19 protein-coding genes and 1 riboswitch are annotated in these 18,195 nt (G+C 35.8%); of the genes, 5 read left to right on the top strand and 14 right to left on the bottom strand.

All coding sequences use genetic code 11. The features are described 5' to 3' along the window. Positions 1–71 precede the first annotated feature (71 nt). Positions 72–524, top strand: coding sequence for an STY0301 family protein (locus H3S73_RS01180; protein ID WP_198235692.1), 453 nt, complete (start codon positions 72–74; stop codon positions 522–524). 330 nt (positions 525–854) lie between these two features. Here the strand turns inward: H3S73_RS01180 and thiD are convergent, their stop codons facing one another. From thiD to H3S73_RS01245, 13 genes are all read right to left on the bottom strand, one after another. After that, positions 855–1,649, bottom strand: a complete 795-nt coding sequence (gene thiD, locus H3S73_RS01185; RefSeq protein WP_198235693.1) for a bifunctional hydroxymethylpyrimidine kinase/phosphomethylpyrimidine kinase — start codon at positions 1,647–1,649, stop codon at positions 855–857. 4 nt (positions 1,650–1,653) lie between these two features. After that, positions 1,654–2,307: a thiamine phosphate synthase gene (gene thiE, locus H3S73_RS01190; protein ID WP_198235694.1), complete on the bottom strand. Its 654-nt coding sequence runs from the start codon at positions 2,305–2,307 to the stop codon at positions 1,654–1,656. Positions 2,308–2,316: 9 nt separating this feature from the next. Beyond that, on the bottom strand, positions 2,317–3,105 hold the full coding sequence (gene thiM, locus H3S73_RS01195; RefSeq protein WP_198235695.1) for a hydroxyethylthiazole kinase: 789 nt from the start codon (positions 3,103–3,105) through the stop codon (positions 2,317–2,319). A 58-nt stretch (positions 3,106–3,163) separates the two neighbouring features. After that, a riboswitch (TPP riboswitch) is annotated at positions 3,164–3,266 on the bottom strand. A gap of 36 nt (positions 3,267–3,302) precedes the next feature. Further along, positions 3,303–4,664: a Trk system potassium transporter TrkA gene (gene trkA / locus H3S73_RS01200; protein ID WP_065738633.1), complete on the bottom strand. Its 1,362-nt coding sequence runs from the start codon at positions 4,662–4,664 to the stop codon at positions 3,303–3,305. Between the two features lie 167 nt (positions 4,665–4,831). Further along, positions 4,832–5,827 carry a tryptophan--tRNA ligase gene (gene trpS / locus H3S73_RS01205; protein WP_198235696.1) on the bottom strand — a complete coding sequence of 332 codons (996 nt, stop codon included), beginning with the start codon at positions 5,825–5,827 and terminating at the stop codon, positions 4,832–4,834. A 38-nt stretch (positions 5,828–5,865) separates the two neighbouring features. Continuing rightward, positions 5,866–6,561 carry a phosphoglycolate phosphatase gene (locus H3S73_RS01210; RefSeq protein WP_198235697.1) on the bottom strand — a complete coding sequence of 232 codons (696 nt, stop codon included), beginning with the start codon at positions 6,559–6,561 and terminating at the stop codon, positions 5,866–5,868. After that, entirely contained in the window at positions 6,554–7,231 is a 678-nt protein-coding gene (gene rpe, locus H3S73_RS01215) for a ribulose-phosphate 3-epimerase (RefSeq protein WP_039127539.1), read from the bottom strand. The genes H3S73_RS01210 and rpe overlap by 8 nt, the downstream gene beginning before the upstream one ends. 39 nt (positions 7,232–7,270) lie before the next feature. Next, positions 7,271–8,092, bottom strand: a complete 822-nt coding sequence (locus H3S73_RS01220; RefSeq protein WP_039127536.1) for a Dam family site-specific DNA-(adenine-N6)-methyltransferase — start codon at positions 8,090–8,092, stop codon at positions 7,271–7,273. A gap of 52 nt (positions 8,093–8,144) precedes the next feature. After that, the gene (locus tag H3S73_RS01225; protein WP_198226937.1) at positions 8,145–8,912 is read right to left on the bottom strand and encodes an SPOR domain-containing protein; all 768 of its coding nucleotides are present in this window, start codon (positions 8,910–8,912) and stop codon (positions 8,145–8,147) included. Between the two features lie 67 nt (positions 8,913–8,979). Next, on the bottom strand, positions 8,980–9,501 hold the full coding sequence (aroK, locus tag H3S73_RS01230) for a shikimate kinase AroK (protein WP_039127531.1): 522 nt from the start codon (positions 9,499–9,501) through the stop codon (positions 8,980–8,982). A gap of 186 nt (positions 9,502–9,687) precedes the next feature. Then, positions 9,688–10,650 (bottom strand): arabinose-5-phosphate isomerase GutQ, encoded by a 963-nt coding sequence (gene gutQ, locus H3S73_RS01235; RefSeq protein WP_198235698.1) that lies wholly within the window; start codon positions 10,648–10,650, stop codon positions 9,688–9,690. Positions 10,651–10,844: 194 nt separating this feature from the next. Beyond that, positions 10,845–11,468, bottom strand: a complete 624-nt coding sequence (locus H3S73_RS01240) for a LysE family transporter (protein ID WP_198235699.1) — start codon at positions 11,466–11,468, stop codon at positions 10,845–10,847. A gap of 7 nt (positions 11,469–11,475) precedes the next feature. After that, positions 11,476–12,918, bottom strand: coding sequence for an LTA synthase family protein (locus tag H3S73_RS01245; protein WP_198235700.1), 1,443 nt, complete (start codon positions 12,916–12,918; stop codon positions 11,476–11,478). A gap of 250 nt (positions 12,919–13,168) precedes the next feature. Between H3S73_RS01245 and H3S73_RS01250 the strand changes: the two genes are divergently transcribed. The 4 genes from H3S73_RS01250 to glyA all read left to right on the top strand — a co-directional run bounded on the left by H3S73_RS01250 (position 13,169) and on the right by glyA (position 15,888). Beyond that, positions 13,169–13,507 (top strand): hypothetical protein, encoded by a 339-nt coding sequence (locus tag H3S73_RS01250; protein ID WP_198235701.1) that lies wholly within the window; start codon positions 13,169–13,171, stop codon positions 13,505–13,507. 81 nt (positions 13,508–13,588) lie between these two features. Further along, the gene (locus tag H3S73_RS01255) at positions 13,589–13,933 is read left to right on the top strand and encodes a hypothetical protein (protein WP_039127517.1); all 345 of its coding nucleotides are present in this window, start codon (positions 13,589–13,591) and stop codon (positions 13,931–13,933) included. A 93-nt stretch (positions 13,934–14,026) separates the two neighbouring features. Further along, the gene (locus H3S73_RS01260) at positions 14,027–14,407 is read left to right on the top strand and encodes a hypothetical protein (RefSeq protein ID WP_198235702.1); all 381 of its coding nucleotides are present in this window, start codon (positions 14,027–14,029) and stop codon (positions 14,405–14,407) included. 224 nt (positions 14,408–14,631) lie between these two features. After that, on the top strand, positions 14,632–15,888 hold the full coding sequence (gene glyA / locus H3S73_RS01265) for a serine hydroxymethyltransferase (RefSeq protein WP_086327355.1): 1,257 nt from the start codon (positions 14,632–14,634) through the stop codon (positions 15,886–15,888). A gap of 93 nt (positions 15,889–15,981) precedes the next feature. Here glyA and H3S73_RS01270 read toward each other — a convergent pair whose 3' ends face one another. Then, positions 15,982–18,177 (bottom strand): phage holin family protein, encoded by a 2,196-nt coding sequence (locus H3S73_RS01270; RefSeq protein ID WP_198235703.1) that lies wholly within the window; start codon positions 18,175–18,177, stop codon positions 15,982–15,984. Positions 18,178–18,195 lie beyond the last annotated feature (18 nt).

Raw genomic sequence — 18,195 nt, forward strand, 5'->3', positions numbered from 1 at the left:
GTAATTATTTTAATATTAATTGTTTTTCCTATTTATTAATAGCAAAGACAGTTTTTAAAGGAAACTAGAATATGAAAGGAAAAAGATTATACAGCGCTATGATAACCATTGCTTGTTTGGCAAGTGTTTTTACTGTAAATGCATATCAGATTGATTGTCCAAAAGAGATGACAATCAAAGTCAAAGTTGAAGAAATGCCAGATGGATGGGAAATTTCGGAAAATAGAACTTACACTTCATCTTTTTTTAATTTGGGACTTTTTTATGATAAACCCGCTAACAAAGCTTCATTGGTACCTGCAAGAGGCACAATTGATGGCCAACAACAAAAATTAGTATGGGAAGTGAATCATGTCAAAGATACCGCTCCTTATTATGTTGTTTGTCAATATGCGAGCGGAGTTGCAATCACCAAAAAGATTGATCTTTCAATGAAGAGTTGCTGGGCACTCTATTCAGAAAATAAAGATACAAAACAAGGATCGCTCCACTGTAGTGTGAGTGAAGCAAAGAATCTGCATTAGTTTATTTGATGTACAAATCTTTCAATACAAAAATCATGATTGCATGGAAAGAGAGAGCAAAACCTTTTGAATCATGCTCCGTATCTTAAAGGATTACTTCTTAAAGATAGCGTATTTGTGATTTATGTTAAATGTAATCGTGATTTTAATTCCTATGTTTTTGATGGTTATTGGTCTTTGAGTAATAAAAAAGCCAATTCCATTGATTAATTGAAATTGGGATTGAGATAATTTTAGATATTTATGTCCTGTTGGTGTGTCGTTATATTTAAAAATCATATTAACTTTTTTTTCGGCACACCAGTTTCAGTATTTATTAAAAAATTTAATCTACCACCACTGATAAAAATGGTGCGTTGGACCAATTCCTTGACCAATATTTAAATCATCTGCATGAGTAATTGCACCTTGCAAATAGTCTTTCGCTTGATGTATGGCATCTTCTAAACCATGTTTAGGCAGCAGTGCCCCAATTGCTGCTGATAATGTGCAACCCGTACCATGAGTATTTTTAGTTTGAATTCGTGGTGAGACCATTCTAATCGTTTGCATTGGGGTTATTAAATAATCCGGGCTCTCTGGACTGGGTAAATGCCCACCTTTCATTAAAACTGCTTTACAACCTAATTTCAATAACTCATGACCTTGCTGTTGCATTTGATCTTCGTTTTTTGCTTCTTCACAATCGAGTAACGCTGCTGCTTCGGGAAGATTGGGTGTTATTACCGTTGATAAAGGTATTAATAGTTCACGAATAGCACTAACTGCGTCAGATTTTAACAGCGTATGTCCCCCTTTAGCGATCATCACCGTATCAAGCACAATGTTAGCAATAGGGTTATTGTTTAGCAGATGATAAACAGTCGTTACGATCTCTTTATTCATTAGCATTCCCATTTTCACGCTATCAATTTTTATATCGTGATATAGGGTATTAAATTGTTTAGCCACAAATGTAGGATCAATTGCCAATACGCTATCAACGCCTTGAGTACTTTGTGCGGTAAGGGCGGTGATTACTGACATTCCATAGGCTCCGAGAGCTGAAAAGGTTTTTAAATCTGCTTGGATACCTGCACCACCACTTGGATCAGAACCGGCAATGGTTAAAGCAACGGTTGTCATAATATTACCCCTTATTATTTTTATCTTGTTGGATTTTTTCAAGTAGCGATAGTGTGGCTTGTTGTATATCTTTTTGACCACAAATTGCCGAAACAACAGCGATGCCTTCAATACCACTTTGCAATATTGGGGTAGCATTATTGGCATTAATACCACCTATTGCCACAGCAGGGCGCTGTTTTAGCTTAACTAATTGAGTTAATTGTGGCATGCCCATTGCTGGTGCGGCATCTTGTTTCGTGGTGGTAGGATAAATTGGACCAATCCCAATATAATCGACAAGTTGCCATGGGACTTCATTAAGTTGTTGGCGATTAGCGACCGAAAATCCTAGCCATTTGTCATTGCCAATTAATTTACGTGTGACATCAACAGGTAAATCGCTTTGCCCAATATGGACACCATCGGCATCAATTGCTAGGGCTATATCAACATGATCGTTAATAAATAAAGGAACATGGGTATCGCTTAACACTTCTTTTAATGCTAATGCTGCGTAATACCAATTTTTACCAGAAAATTCATGTTCTGATCTTAATTGAACGGCGGTTACCCCATTAGCAACAGCGATTTTTGTGGTCTCTACCATACCAGTAATACCACCACATAAGATTGGATCTAGAACTAAATAGAGACTTAAGTCGAGACGTTTATTCATCTGATTTCCTTATACTTGTGATGGGTTAAATAGTGAAAGCTGATCGATCAGCGATACCGCATAAGTGCCTAACCCTTGTTGTTTGTTGGCAAGCTCTCCAGATTTTTTCATCATAAAACAGGCTGACGCTGTAGCAAGTAAGGTATTAGATGAGCCAGCAATAAAAGCTGCAACCATGGCTGATAGCGAGCAACCAGTACCAGTAATTTTAGTTAATGCTATATCCCCGCCTGTGATGCAGTAAGTCTGTTCACCATTAGTGATATAATCAATATCCCCAGTAATACTAATGATGGTTTGGAGTTTTTGGGCAAGTTGTTTAGCTGCATTTAAGGCTGATTCAGTAGAATCTTGACCGTCAGGGCCTTTGGCAGATGAGTTATCGCCATTTAAGGCTAATATTTCTGAAGCATTACCACGAATAACGGTAGGTTTATAACCAATTAATTGATGAACAATATCGGTACGATAAGCAAGTGCTGGTCCGACTGCGACCGGATCGAGTACCCATGGTATGTGATTTTTTTGAGCACTGGCAGCCGCTAATAACATGCTTTCTGCACTATTGCTATCAAGGGTGCCAACATTGATTAGTAAACTATTGGCAATTTGCACAAAAGAGGCAACCTCTTGCTTAGCAATGACCATGGCTGGTGATGCGCCAATTGCTAATAATACATTCGCTGTAAAATTTTGAACCACATCATTGGTAATACAGTGTACTAATGGATGTTGTTGTTTTACATGATCGATAAAAGGTCTTGCTTGGGTTATTTGCAGGGCTTGAGTGGCAGACATATTCTTTCCTTACAACAATTTATAAAGTTAGCTTAGGGAAGAGTGTGCCAATTGAGGACTTTCAAGGCTTAGACTTCCCTACGCTGGTATAATCCAGATCAGGTTCAACGGGTAAAATCTCAGTTTTTTGTAAGCAACAAAAAACACCCCGAGTCAAAAGAGCTTTTATTATGGACTGACTAATAATTTAACACAAGTTATTGTAATAATTTTTCTATATCTGTTATGTCACGTCGGTCAGGTAAGAAGATGATGAGATGATCGTTACTTTCGATGGTTAAGTCTGTATTAACGATAATCACATCTTCACCACGCACTACCGCACCAATGGTAGCACCAGAAGGTAATTTTAAACCGTTGATATTTTTACCCACTAGTTTGGAACTCTCTTTATCTCCATGTGCAATCACCTCGACAATTTCAGATTCGCCCTGTCTTAAAGAGACCACTTTGACAACCGCCGATTGCCTTACATGGCTTAATAGCTCTGAAATAGTGGCATGTTGTGGTGAAATAGCAATATCTATAACGCTATCATTAATCAGTTCAAGGTAGGCTTGCTTTTGGATTAAAACAATCACTTTTTTAGCGCCCATTCTTTTAGCTAACATGGATGACATAATGTTAGATTCATCGTCACTCGTTACAGCAATAAACAGATCCGTTAGTTCAACTTGTTCTTGTGATAGCAACTCTTGATCTGACGATTCACCATGTAAAACAGTGGTATTAACCAGCTGTTCGGCAATTAATTCGGCACGTTCAGCATTACGTTCAATTAATTTAACTTGATAGTCATTCTCTAAACGTTTAGCTAAAGCAATGGCGATGCCACCACCACCACTAATTATGATGCGTTTATAAGGTTTTTCTAGACGCTGTAATTCACTTGTTACTGCTTTGATATTGCTAGGTGGGGTGATGAAATAAACCATATCACCCGCTTCAATGAGTGTGGAGCCTAATGGGCGAATAAAGCGATTTTTTCGATATATTGCAACCACTCTGGCTTCAACATGGGGTAAATGTTCTTTCAGTTCAGACAATTCGCTTCCGACTAAGGCTCCACCATAGTAAGCCGTCACTGCAACCAAACATACACGGTTATCGTAAAAAGAGGCAAACTGTAACGAGCCTGGATATTGTACTAACTGACTTACGTGATTGGTGATCAGATTTTCTGGAGCAATAATATGGTCGATATTAATGCAATCTTTATTGAAAAATGGATATTTTTCGTCGTTATATTCCGGTGCACGAATACGTGCGACTTTTTGCGGAATATTGAACATAACGTGACCTATTTGACAGGCCATCATATTCACTTCGTCCGAATTAGTGACGGCAACCAGCATATCAGCTGATTCAGCACCCGCACTTTCTAATACTTGTGGATAAGATGATTTGCCACAAATGACCTGTAAATCAAAACGCTCTTGTAAAGATTGCAATTTATCATGATCTTCATCGACCACCGTTACATCGTTTTGTTTTTCGGTAACAAGGTATTCAGCTAAAGCACTGCCTGTTTGTCCAGCACCAAGAATAATAATCTTCATAACTAACCCATATATTTAGATGGCTTTAATCGTTATTCACTAAATTAATTGATTAAAGCCAATCTATACTATTTTTTTGTGATAGTTAGCGATTTTAAGTTATAACTATCAGTTTGTGGTTTAGCAGTTAATGGTTTATTTTTTTAAAAACAGTTTATTAAAATTGTTTATACAAAACCAATTGCGTCATAAACCTTTTTCAAGGTTGGTTCGGCTTTTGAACGTGCTTTTTCTGCACCTTCTTGCATGATTGAATGTAAGTAATTTTCATCATCACGATATTGGTGATATTTAGTTTGTAACGCTGTTAACATATCAATCACTTGAGCTGCCACTTCAGTTTTAAGGTGTCCGTACATTTTGCCTTCAAACTCTTTTTCAAGTTCAGCAATAGGTTTACCTGTAATACCTGTTAAGATATCGAGTAAGTTAGATACACCAGCTTTATTTTTTAAATCATAACGTACGACTGGTGGTTCGTCAGAATCGGTCATTGCTCGTTTGATTTTCTTCTCAACGTCTTTAGGATTTTCAAGTAATCCAATCACATTATTGCGGTTTTCATCTGATTTAGACATTTTTTTGGTTGGATCTTGTAATGACATGACCCGTGCACCAACTTTAGCAATAAAAGGCTCTGGCATAGTAAAGATATCGCCATAAAGCGCATTAAAACGCATAGCAATATCACGCGATAATTCAAGGTGTTGCTTTTGATCGTCACCAACAGGTACTAAATTGGCTTGGTATAATAAAATATCGGCAGCCATCAAAACTGGATAATCAAATAGACCCGCATTGATGTTTTCGGCATGGCGAGCTGATTTGTCCTTAAACTGTGTCATTCGACTGAGTTCACCAAAATAGGTGTAACAGTTTAATGCCCAACCTAGTTCAGCATGAGCGGGTACATGGGATTGTACAAAAATAGTGCTTTGCTTCGGATCGATGCCACATGCTAAATATAAGGCTAATGTATCAAGGGTTGCTTTGCGCAATTTTTGTGGGTCTTGACGTACAGTAATTGCGTGCTGATTGACGATACAATAAACGCAATCATATTCGTTTTGCAACGCTACCCAGTTTTTTAAAGCCCCTAAATAGTTGCCAAGTGTTAGTTCGCCTGATGGCTGAGCGCCACTAAATACAATCGGTTTACTCATAATTTATTCCTAATCTAGTTATTCTTTATCTTTGCTTATTATTTCTTAGCTTCAGCTTTAGGCTGAGGTAATAAGGTTAATATATCTTTAAAATCATCAAATAAAAAATCGGGATTGCTCGTTGCAATCGAGATGCCATAGTTATACCCATAAGTTAGTGCAACCGTCGGGCATTTGGCATTTTGCGCGGCAGTAATATCGTTTTTAGAATCGCCTACAAACAATAATTGATCGCTAAATAAACCAAAGGTTGCCATGACTTGGTATAACGGAGCAGGATGGGGTTTTAATTTAATAACATCACCACCACCAAGCACTAGGGAAAAGTACTCTTTTATGCCAAGCGATGATAATAGGGCTGGCAAAAATTGAGCGGGCTTATTGGTGACCAGTGCCAGTAGATATTGATTCTCATGCAGCGTTTTTAAGGTTTCTTTCACATGCGGAAACAGCTTAGTTTCAGCGTCCATCACTTTGTCATAATGTTGATTAAATAGGGCTTTAGCTTGGGAAAGTTGTTCAGTTGATGGAACAACATTGATCGCTTTAAAAATGCGCTCTAACATCACATCAATGCCATTGCCAACAAAGTTTTTTACTTGTTCGTTTGTTATTGTTGGTAGTTTTAAATCTGCAAGCATGTTTTGTGCAGCAAGTGCAAGTCCTGGCACACTATCAACGAGTGTACCATCTAAATCAAAGGCGATTGCTTGAATATCTTGTAATTTATGCATGTGTTACTCCTGCTAACTGTTGGCGCATAGCGTCAATTACTGCTTTGTAATCTGGTTCACCAAAAATAGCTGAGCCCGCGACAAACATATCGGCACCCGCTTTGGCAATTTCGGCAATGTTGTCAACTTTTACGCCACCATCGACTTCTAAACGAATATCTCGTCCTGACTCAATAATGCGTTTTCTGGTTTGTTGTAATTTTTTTAAGGTGGATGGAATGAAAGACTGTCCACCAAAACCAGGGTTAACGCTCATTAATAAAATAATATCAATTTTATCAATAATATAATCTAAGTAATCTAAAGGGGTAGCTGGATTAAGCACAATACCAGCACTGCAACCATGATCTTTGATTAATTGTATCGAACGATCCAAATGGATGGTCGCCTCGGGATGAATAGAAATATTAGTAGCACCCGCTTTAGCAAAAGAAGTAATTAATTCTTCAACCGGTGAAACCATTAAATGCACATCAATGGGTGCAGTGATCCCATAGTCACGTAACGCTTTGCAAAACATTGAACCCATAGTTAGATTGGGTACAAAATGATTATCCATTACATCAAAATGGATAACATCGGCACCAGCATCAAGTACTTTTTGAGTATCTTCACCAAGACGAGCAAAATCAGCGGATAGTATGGATGGTGCTATAATAAATTCTTTCATAACCTACCTCTAAATAATCAACTTTACATATGAGCCTACTCATGACTTTTTATATAAAGCTAAAATTTCATCAATCTTTTTTCTACTTCCACCAGCACAACTGATTGAACGACGCATTTCTGCTCGATAAAGATGACTCGCTTTATTATATAGCGTCATGGTGTAATCAGTATAATGGTTAGACACCAGTACGGGTATATTTTTTTTGTATGCCACTGTTTCCGCTAATTTTGACAAATTTTCGTGCTCTTCAAAGCCAAAAATATTGGAATAATAAGACGTAAATCCCCCTGATTTATTAGGTGGAATATAAGGTGGATCACAATATATTACCGAATTTTGTCCAGCCTTTTGCATCACTTCGTGATAGGGTGCACAAATAAACTCAGCTTTTTGCGCTTTTTCAGCAAAAAAGTAGAGTTCTTTTTCAGGAAAATAGACTGTTTTATATCGACCAAAAGGTACATTAAATTTTCCGTTAGTATTATAACGACATAAGCCGTTATAACCATGTCGATTAAAATAGACAAAGAGTAACGATCTTAAATACTGATCGTTGCTACCATTAAAAACATCTCGGAGTTGGTAAAATGCCTCAGATTGATTATTTTGCTCATTAAATAATGGTCTAAGATCATTAATAAATTGATCAGGGTTTGTTTTTAGTAGTTTGAATAGTGCAATTAAATCATGATTGATATCCGCTAAAATATAACTTTTGTAATCGGTATTTAAAAAAACAGAACCTGCGCCAACAAAAGGTTCAATTAATTGCTCCCCTTCTGGTAGATATTGCTTAATTGTGTCTACAAGCGCATACTTTCCTCCGGCCCATTTTAAAAAGGCTCGTTGCTTCTTCAACGGTTGCTCCTATTTTTTCGTTGCTAGTAGGATAAATGGACGATATCCTTTATTAATTTACTATTTTTTCTTTATTTACTTCTGCTCCCGATTTAACCCATGGTTTATCTTTTTGGAGAGCAGCGGGTAGTGATTTGATCGCTTTACGAGCCTCATCAAGTGATGAATAATTGCCTTTAACTAAAATAAACCATTTACCATTGCTGTATTGAGTTTCATAAATCTGGTAATCCGTTATTTTATTTTGTGTAACAAATTTTTTTAAGCCCTCAGCCGATCTAGATGCAGTAATTTGAATCACATAATGATCATCTCTTATCCTAAAGTTTTTAGCTAAACTATTGTTGTCATCGTTTAGATTAGCTGTATTTTTAGTTGGTTTTTTTTCGCCATTACGATTGGCATTTGACGCCACATTTGGATTATCAGTTGAATTTATACTATTACTGCTATTTTCAGATGGTTTTGGCACATCAGGTTTAGATGGAGTTGATCTTTCTGAATTCGCTAAAGCATTATCAGGTGTCTTACCATTATCTGTAACATTGCTTTGTCCATTATGAATAGCATTAGTTGTATCCGTTTCATCTGTTGAAGCAACACCGTTAACCACAGGAGGCGTTAATGGCGTTGGTTCGCTTGTTTGTGAAGGTCGGAAAATAATCAAGCTAAGTAATAAAAAAATAATTAGGATTATTAAACCGCAAATAATAAGTTTTTTCTTTGGATAATTTTGAAGAAAATCTGGCCATTTTAATGGGAGCATTGAATCCTTGTTAGGTTGTTCTGATATATAACGATCGTCTTTATCTACACGCATATTGACTCCTTAACCTATCAAAAGATTTATAGCCTCACAAAGCACCATTATTTCTAAAATAAGCGACTTAAATTTGCTCTATTTTCTCAATAATATAACTTGCAACACCTTTAGCACTTTGTTCATCAGTTTTGATTGTAATATCCGCAATTTCTTCATAAAGAGGTTCGCGCTCTCCAGCAAGTTCTTCATAAAGTTCTCTTGGAGTATTGCTTCCTTGTAAAAGTGGGCGACGTTTATCTTTTTGAGTTCTAGCCATTTGTTTTTCAATGGTTGTTTCAAGATAAACAACAATGCCACGAGCCGATAATCGATTGCGCGTCTCTTTCGATAGCACTGAACCACCACCAGTAGCAAGTACTACACCTTGTTTTTCAGTCAATTCATTAATGACTTTTTCTTCTCTGGCTCGGAATCCGTCTTCACCCTCTAAATCAAAAATCCATGCAATATCAGCGCCTGTACGTTTTTCAATCTCTTGGTCTGAATCAAAAAATTCCATGCCTAGCTGTTGTGCAATCTGTCGGCCAATTGTGCTTTTTCCTGCCCCCATTGGGCCAATTAGAAAGATATTTCGCTTTTCTGCCATTGTAGTTTCATCATCTATTAATTTTGGTTAAAATATACAACACAACGTTAACGGTCTATGATTTATTTAATCATTTACATTGTTAACGGTGTAACTTTTCTTGGATCTCCGTCTAACGACAAAAATTTAGGTCGGTAATTATCTCAATAGATAGTACCTTTTTGCAATAAGTATTTATAATAGTTTTTAGCTTATTCCTGCTTGGTGTAAATCATGAATATTTAATGCGCCTACTAATTCACCAGCACTATTAACAACAGGTGCTGCAGTAATATTATGATCATTAAATGATTTTAGTGCTTCGACCGCTTTCCAATTCTCAGGTATTTGAAAGCCAGGGCTAGTCATAACAGCGCTAATGCTATCTTGCAATGTACCATTTTTGAGCAATAACCGGCGTAAGTCCCCGTCGGTAAAAACACCAATTATTTTATTATTATCCTGACAGATTGCAACTAAACCCACTCCAGTACGGCTTAATTCTAACATGGCGTCAAATACGGTTGCAGTGTGTGGTACTTTTGGAATTAAATCACCTTGTCGCATGACATCTTTAACATGGTTGAGTAATTTAGCCCCCAAACTACCCGCAGGATGAGATCGAGCAAAATCTTCTTCTTTAAATCCACGAGCGCGCATCACGGCGATAGCAAGTGCATCACCCATTAGTAGCGTATTGGTTGAGCTTGAAGTCGGTGCAAGTCCCATTGGGCACGCTTCTTCTTCGATAGATATATCAAGCACAGCTTGTGCTGATTTAGCTAGCGGCGAATCCAATCTACCTGTAATTGCTATCACAGGTACGTTCATTGATGAAAGTATCGGTAAAATAAAATTAAATTCCTTTGCTCGTCCAGAATATGAGATAAGAATGGCTACATCATTTTCAGTGACCATACCTAAATCCCCGTGTAAGGCTTCAGATGGGTGCATGAAAAAAGCGGGGCTACCAGTACTGGCTAATGATGCTGCAATTTTTTTTCCAATATGCCCCGATTTTCCAATACCTGATACCACGACTTTCCCTTTATTCGATAAAATAAGCTGACAAGCTTCAACAAAATCTTTACCTAGTCTATCGGGTAATTTTTGGGCTTCGTGAAGTTCTAATTCAAGAAGTTCTCGACCATATTGTAATAATTTGTTCATATTTACTAACCTAATGTAATTAAATATAAGTAAATCATGATGCTATAATCGTTAAAAAAGAGTAGCTGATTACAGTCAATCATATTACTAACAGTGTATCAATTAACTATACAAGATTCAAAAAAAGAAAGTTTTTATGTAAAAAAGTTTCAGGAGAAGATAACGTTGCAGTAAAAATTATTGATGAATTTACCCTAAAATCCTAAAGCAACTTTTATCCCCAATGTTATTAAAATAATACCTAATAATTTATCGATAATAATTTGTATTTTAAAGTATCTTCGTTGCACAGCTTGTGTTTGAAATATATAGACAACAAAAGGCCACCAAAAAACAGCTTCTATCCAAATAATAAATGCTACGAGTAATTTATCCATTATTGATGAATCGGCATGCAATACCTGAGTGAAAATTGCTAAGAAATATAATGTTGCTTTAGGATTAAGTAGGTTGCAAAACAGGCCTTGCATAAAGGCTGTTTTAGCAGAAATACATTTATTGCTTGATTGCTGTGTAAGATAAGTTGTACCGGTGTTTTTTGCTAGTAATGCTTTTATTCCGAGCCATAACAAGTAAGCTGAACCTGCATAACGTAACCCATTATAAAGTATTGGTGTTGTTGCAATGAGTATGGCAATACCAGCAACACAATAACTCATATGAATTAATATTGCCATAATTACGCCCAGACAAGACATTAACGCGATTTTTCGGCTATAACTTAAACTGTTTTTTAAAATCAGAAAGAAATCTGGCCCAGGTGAAATCATCCCTAAAAAACTGATAGTAATGACTAAAATTAATGTATCAGTCGTCATTTTGTACCTATTTAAATACTTGCGCAGAGTTATTTATTGTTGCTATTTTTGATTTATTTTGTTCAATAAACTGTTTTTTATTGAAATTTGGCTCAGTTAGGTAATCTGTTAAAAATTTAGCATTACTTTCAACTTGTGCTCCATTTAAAATTAAACGCGGTAAATCAATTTGGTAGATGACTTGATCGGGTGTTTTATGTAAATTTTCACTCTTAGCATTGGTCAGTAAGTAAAGTTTACGCTCTTTTTCTGATAGGCGATTAATTGTTGCTGTACCAGCTCCCATCATTAAATGGTCGGGGAAAATATAAAATACAGTATTATCTAATAATCCATTATCTTTTAAGTGTCGGATAAATTGTCCAACATTATAATCGAGTGAAGCTGCAACAAATGACATATTATCATTTTTAGGTGATATAACTGACTTCATGCGCTCATCATTAAAGCCATTAGGCGCATGAGTTGAAACTGTTGAGATAAATAACGCAAATGGTTTACCTGAGTGATTCATCTCGGTAATTTGTTTTTGAGCTATATCTAAAATATCCTTGTCATATAATCCAAATGGGGCATTAGGGTATTGACCAACATAATTTTCTTCCGAGATGATTTGCATACCAAATAACCCTGCCGTATGACCAATTCCAGCGAAATTAGGGCCTGCCATTACATAACGTGTTTGGTAGCCAGCTTGTTTTAATACATCACCCAAGCTTACTAATTGTGTTTGATCTGCTTTCATTAATGGGGAAGTTGTGTATCCCCCAATTAGAAACGGCATGCCTGTCATATAAGTATACATTGACGCGGTAGTCCAACTACTGCCTGCACTCATTGGCATATTTGCAAAGAAAGTATAATCTTGGCGTAACTGTCGTAAGTTGGGTGTAATTTCTTCAAAATCTAAAAAACCTTGTTCAAAGGATTCAAGAGACAATACGATAATATTTTTGCCCTTTTGACTCACAATCTGATCTTTGGTTGGATAATCAACCATATTTAATGATTCTAACGCTTGTTTGAACGGTTCGTGAGGTGCACTTGTTATTTGATATATTTCATATAAACGACTTAAAGGACCGTTATGGTAACTTATTGAGATTATTGCAAGACAGGCAAATAATAAGCGGATAAATAACCGACATTTATGTTTGCATAGATTGGCTAATTTTGACAATAAAAATACCAATCCCAAAAAGACAGTAATGACTAATACTGCTTGCAACTTAAAAATGAATAATCCTTCGATGATATCATTTACATTTAAATTTACATAAAACTGATAGTCAATAAAACCACCACTAAAATAGACAGAAGTAAGTTCCATCACGATAAGAACGGTCATGAATGTGATGGTCACTAATTGCCATTTTTTTTGTTCAAATAATGAAGCTGAAATGATAGTTAATACCAAAAAAGGCAAAATAACGAGCGTAGATAAGGGCATAAAACGTATTACTCAATAATCAATTTTGGTAACAGTATATACATAATACTAATAAATAAAAAAGTGCTATTGTAATTTTGTGATAATCAAAATTGATTTGCTATGTTACTTTTATAATTACTTAATTATTTATTTCTATATAATAATCTACAGGTAAAATTGATTTATGTTAATTAAATAATTGGCAATTAACTTTTTTAGTTTGAATATTAACCTCATCAAGTAAAAAGGAATAATTAAAGGTGATGATATGAAAAAATTAACTATCTTTGTATTGTTTATGTTTAGTCCGTTACTCTCCTTTGCTAAAGGACCTGATTGCTATACTTGGCCTATGAATATGACCGAAGGTTGGCTAAAAAATATGAATATTGTGGATATTGTGGATTTAGATGAATCGAAAACTCAAATTACCCAATTAGCATCACAAGAGATCGAAAAAGGTTTATATAATCAAATTTATCATTTTGTTTTCTACGATATAAAAGGAAATAGTTACGAAGTTATTACTCAAAATAATGCTTCGGACGAAGAATGCTCAATGAGTCAGGTCAATCATTACTTAGTATCACAAAGTAATGTACATTAATGGTGAATATAACATTATATTAGTAAATTCAATATTTTTAATGCTTGTTATAAAGTAACAAAGGAATTTTAAGGTAATAATATGAGGAAACTTTCTATTCTAATGCTGTTGGTATCACTTCCACTGATGTCCCACGCCCAAGAGCCTGATTGCAAAGCTTGGTCTTTAGATAAAGCCAAAGAGTGGTTAAAAAGTAGTAATATTGTTGATAGTCAAAACTTAAGTGAATCAAAAATGAGAATCACACTTTTAGCGACTGAACAAAAAAGTAAAAATCTTTATACACAAATTTATCATTTTATTTTTTATGATAATCAAAATAAAGCTTATGATGTGATCACTAAAAGTAATGCCTCTAAAACAGAATGTTTTGGTGACGTAGATAGTTATTTTATTTCAAAACGCCAGATCAACCATTTAAACTAAACAATTAAATTAAAAAAAGATTTAATCCATTAATGTTCAATTTTACTTGTCAAGGAAACAGGTAAAAATAAAATTAAAACATAAGGTTATAAAATGAAAAAAATTTTTCTTATTGTAGGAGTAATGTTATGGTCAACATACTCCTTTGCTAAAGCACCCGATTGTGCTTCTTTTCCGATGAATACTACCGCGACATGGATGCAGAATGAAGGCATCATTGCTAAGGGGGATATAGATTCTTCAAAAACTAAAATAAATTTATTGGCATCAGAAAAAAAGATTAATACCAATAAAACGATTAAAAAGAAGTTTATCTATACAAATATCTATAATTTCGTTTTTTATGACGATGATGGCAAAAGCTATCAAGTTATCACTAAAATTAATACAGTTGAATCACCTAAAAATAGGTTTGATTGTTCGTATGATCCTTTTAGTGAATTTTATTTTATCTCAAAAGAAGGGCACTTTTGAGACTAAAAATTGTAACTCTTAGTAGTTTTCAAAGATTAGGGTAATAATAAAAACTGCCTTATTTAATTACCGTTTTAATATAAATTTTTTTTATAATTAAAAAAAAAGATTGAAATAATATGCTGATTAAGTGAGGATAATTGCTAATGATGATTTTTTTTAAATCAGTTCAATTCAATGCAGTAAAGCTTAATAGTTAATGCAATTAATAACTAGGAGTCAATATGTTCAGTAAAGATATGACCATTGCCACTTATGATAAAGAATTATGGGATGCAATTAAAGGTGAAGAGCAACGTCAAGAGGATCATCTTGAATTAATCGCATCGGAAAATTATACCAGCCCTCGAGTAATGCAAGCACAAGGATCGCAATTAACCAATAAATATGCCGAAGGTTACCCTGGCAAACGTTATTATGGTGGTTGTGAGTATGTTGATATTGTTGAGACTTTAGCTATTGAGCGAGCAAAAACTTTGTTTGGTGCTGATTATGCTAATGTGCAACCGCATTCGGGTTCACAGGCTAATTTTGCCGTTTATATGGCATTATTAAAACCAGGTGATACAGTACTAGGCATGAATTTGTCAGAAGGCGGGCATCTAACACATGGTTCACCTGTAAGTTTTTCTGGTAAATTATATAATGTCGTCGCTTATGGTGTTGACGAAACTGGACATATTGATTATGAACAATTAGAAAAAATAGCCTTAGATTCAAAACCTAAAATGATTATTGGTGGGTTCTCTGCTTATTCAGGCGTGGTCGATTGGAAGCGCATGCGCGAGATTGCTGATAGTGTCGGAGCGTTCTTGTTTGTGGATATGGCGCATGTGGCAGGTCTAGTTGCAGCAGGCGTATATCCTAATCCAGTACCTTTTGCTCATGTCGTTACCACGACAACTCATAAAACATTAGGCGGACCACGTGGAGGGTTAATTCTAGCCAAAGGTGGTAGTGAAGAACTTTATAAAAAATTAAATTCGGCGGTTTTCCCTGGTGCACAAGGCGGGCCTTTAATGCATGTGATTGCCGCCAAAGCTGTAGCCTTAAAAGAAGCGATGGAACCAGCCTATAAAGAGTATCAACATCAAGTCATTAAAAATGCGCAAGCCATGGTCGATGTTATTTTAAAACGTGGTTATAAAGTGGTTTCAGGCGAAACGCAAAATCATCTATTTTTAATTGATCTAGTTGATAAAAAAATTACCGGTAAAGAAGCTGACGCCGCGTTAGGTAGCGCAAACATTACGGTAAATAAAAATAGTGTACCAAAAGATCCACAAAGTCCATTTGTAACTTCAGGTGTGCGTATAGGTTCACCAGCCATTACACGTCGAGGTTTTAAAGAAGCAGAATCACGTGAGTTGGCAAATTGGATTTGTGATGTGTTAGATAACATTGATGACGAGCAAACCATTCAAGCAGTAAAAGCTAAAGTGTTAGATATTTGTCGCCGTTTACCGGTTTATCAACACTGATTAACTATTATTTAGTTAAGCATTGCCGATAAATCGATCGGCAATTAATTTGTATTGGCTATCGGATTAAATCTCCAATAGCCATTTTGTTTTTTAATGATTTTCACTTGTGTTACTATTGTTTTGCTTCTCTGACTGCTGTTGCACATTTTGTTCAGTATGATGTTGTGGTTCAAAAATTTTATCTAAATAACCTTCGTGCCAAAGCCAGCCACCACTAATACCCACACCTAATAATATGGCTAACCATAGAATAATGATGAATTTATAATGATGTTGCTTCAATGGATCGCTTAAATTGCGTTTAGCATTGTCAGGCAGTTCGGCTTTGCTTGTGAGCAATCCCCCTAACATTAAGTTGATTTTTACTTGTCCATTAATGGCCCATCCCGATGCTTCAAGTAATGGTCCGAGAGTGCGACGACGTAGTTTTAACCATGCTAAAATCATCGATGGACCGGATACAATCAAAAATAGTCCAATAATGACTAATGGAAATTGCCACCAAGCGAGCGAAAAGATAGCCTGAAAGATAGACGCCAAAGCGGTACCAATAGCACCAATGGCTAAGCCAATTGCAGCAAAAATCCCCATACTTTTACCGATATCAGATTTATTAGCAGGATTTTGTAACGCTTGTTCGCTAGACTTATCGATATCAGCATCTTTGTCTGTTGCCCACTTATTAATTTGTTCGGTAATTAAACGACCAATACGTTGATAAGGCGCCCAAATGGCTTGTTGAATACTAATTGGCTTGGTGATTATTTTAACCACATTGGCATCCCAATCATTGCCATTATTATCAATAAACACACCATTACGACCTTCAATCAATAAATCACCTTGTCCAGCGGTCATAGCTGCAGCAATCAGTTTCTTTTCACCCTGACGAGTGCATTCGCAGTAGAGTAAACAGAGCTCAGAATAATTTGCCATATTGGCATGTTTGGCAATGTTATCGACGGCAACACATAGGGTAGCACAGCGACCATCAATATACAGTTTACCAAGCTGGAAAGCGGCTCTTTTTTCAAGTGAGAAGAAATCAGCAAACGAGGCAAAATTAACCAGTAAACGATAAAGATGTTTATGAAACAGAACTAACTTTTCAAGTACGAGTACATCCGATGCTGAAATAGGGGTTTGGTTATCTTGTTCGACCATCTGCTTAAATTCTGTAAATAAATCCGAATTTATCAAACTGGTGATAACATCGTTGTGGATATCTTCTATACTAGCTGTTGGTTCGGTTGCAACCTTTAACTGAGTCAGTTCGGGTTTTGAACTAATTAGCGTAGTGTAGGCTTGTAAACTTTGTTGAATATTTTGCCACTCTTGCTGGGTAAGTTGGTCAGGATTTGATAATGATGAGGCAACTAATGTTTTAAAACGACTGATCTTATCTTTCCAAAGTGGATTGAGCCCATTGACTAAATCAAGATAATTGGAGGAATCAATTTTTGATAAAGGTAATTCAGCCAAAGCTTCGTCTGACAGTAAACCATTTTCAGTCGGGACAATATATTTTTCATCAACATTAAGTGCGGTTTGTGCTTGTGGGGCATACTCGGCCAATTCAACACGTAAAAAATAATCATCAATTTTGGGTTTTAAAAGTTGGACTAATTTCCAAATTTCTGCTCGGTCTTCACCAAAGGGTGTTTGGGTATTACTGATATCGGTTTGCCACTTCTGCCAAGTTTTTAAATTATCAACAAAAGTTTGCGCAATCTCTAAGTCAATACCATCTTGCCCACTCATATCTTTTTGGGCACCGGTTGTTTTAATGGCGGTTTGAATGAATGTTTGCATTTCAGGTGATAATTCGGCAGACGGTGGGAAAATTAAATCACCATTGTAAAGTTTACCTGCATTAACTTTTATCGATTCTTGTACATCTTCTTGGGTTAAATAATTTATATCATGCTTGTTTAAATTAGCAAGAATGCTGTGTGCTGTAACTGACAGTTTTTTACCTTGTTCTGTTGAGGTGTTGATTTCAGATAAGGGTAATGTGTCAGAGGAGTTTAAAATCGTCTGAAACGATAATATTTTGTCTTTGGTCCAACTAATTGCATCTAAAATATCCGGTATACGAATGCGTCCATCTTGGTCAGTATCGAGTAAAGCTAAAGTTCGTTCATCAAAATCTAAACCTGTTGTTGGGCAGCTTAATGCTACCCACAATTTAGGATCTAAATCGGGTAGATTGATAATGTCGTTAGCGTTCTTAAATACAACTTGATCTAATCCACCAACTCGCTGGAATGTCCACATATGACTCATAAATAACCTCCGTACCAA

Origin of the sequence: Gilliamella sp. B14384G12, from assembly GCF_016101825.1 — a bacterium.
Classification (GTDB): domain Bacteria; phylum Pseudomonadota; class Gammaproteobacteria; order Enterobacterales; family Orbaceae; genus Gilliamella; species Gilliamella apicola_N.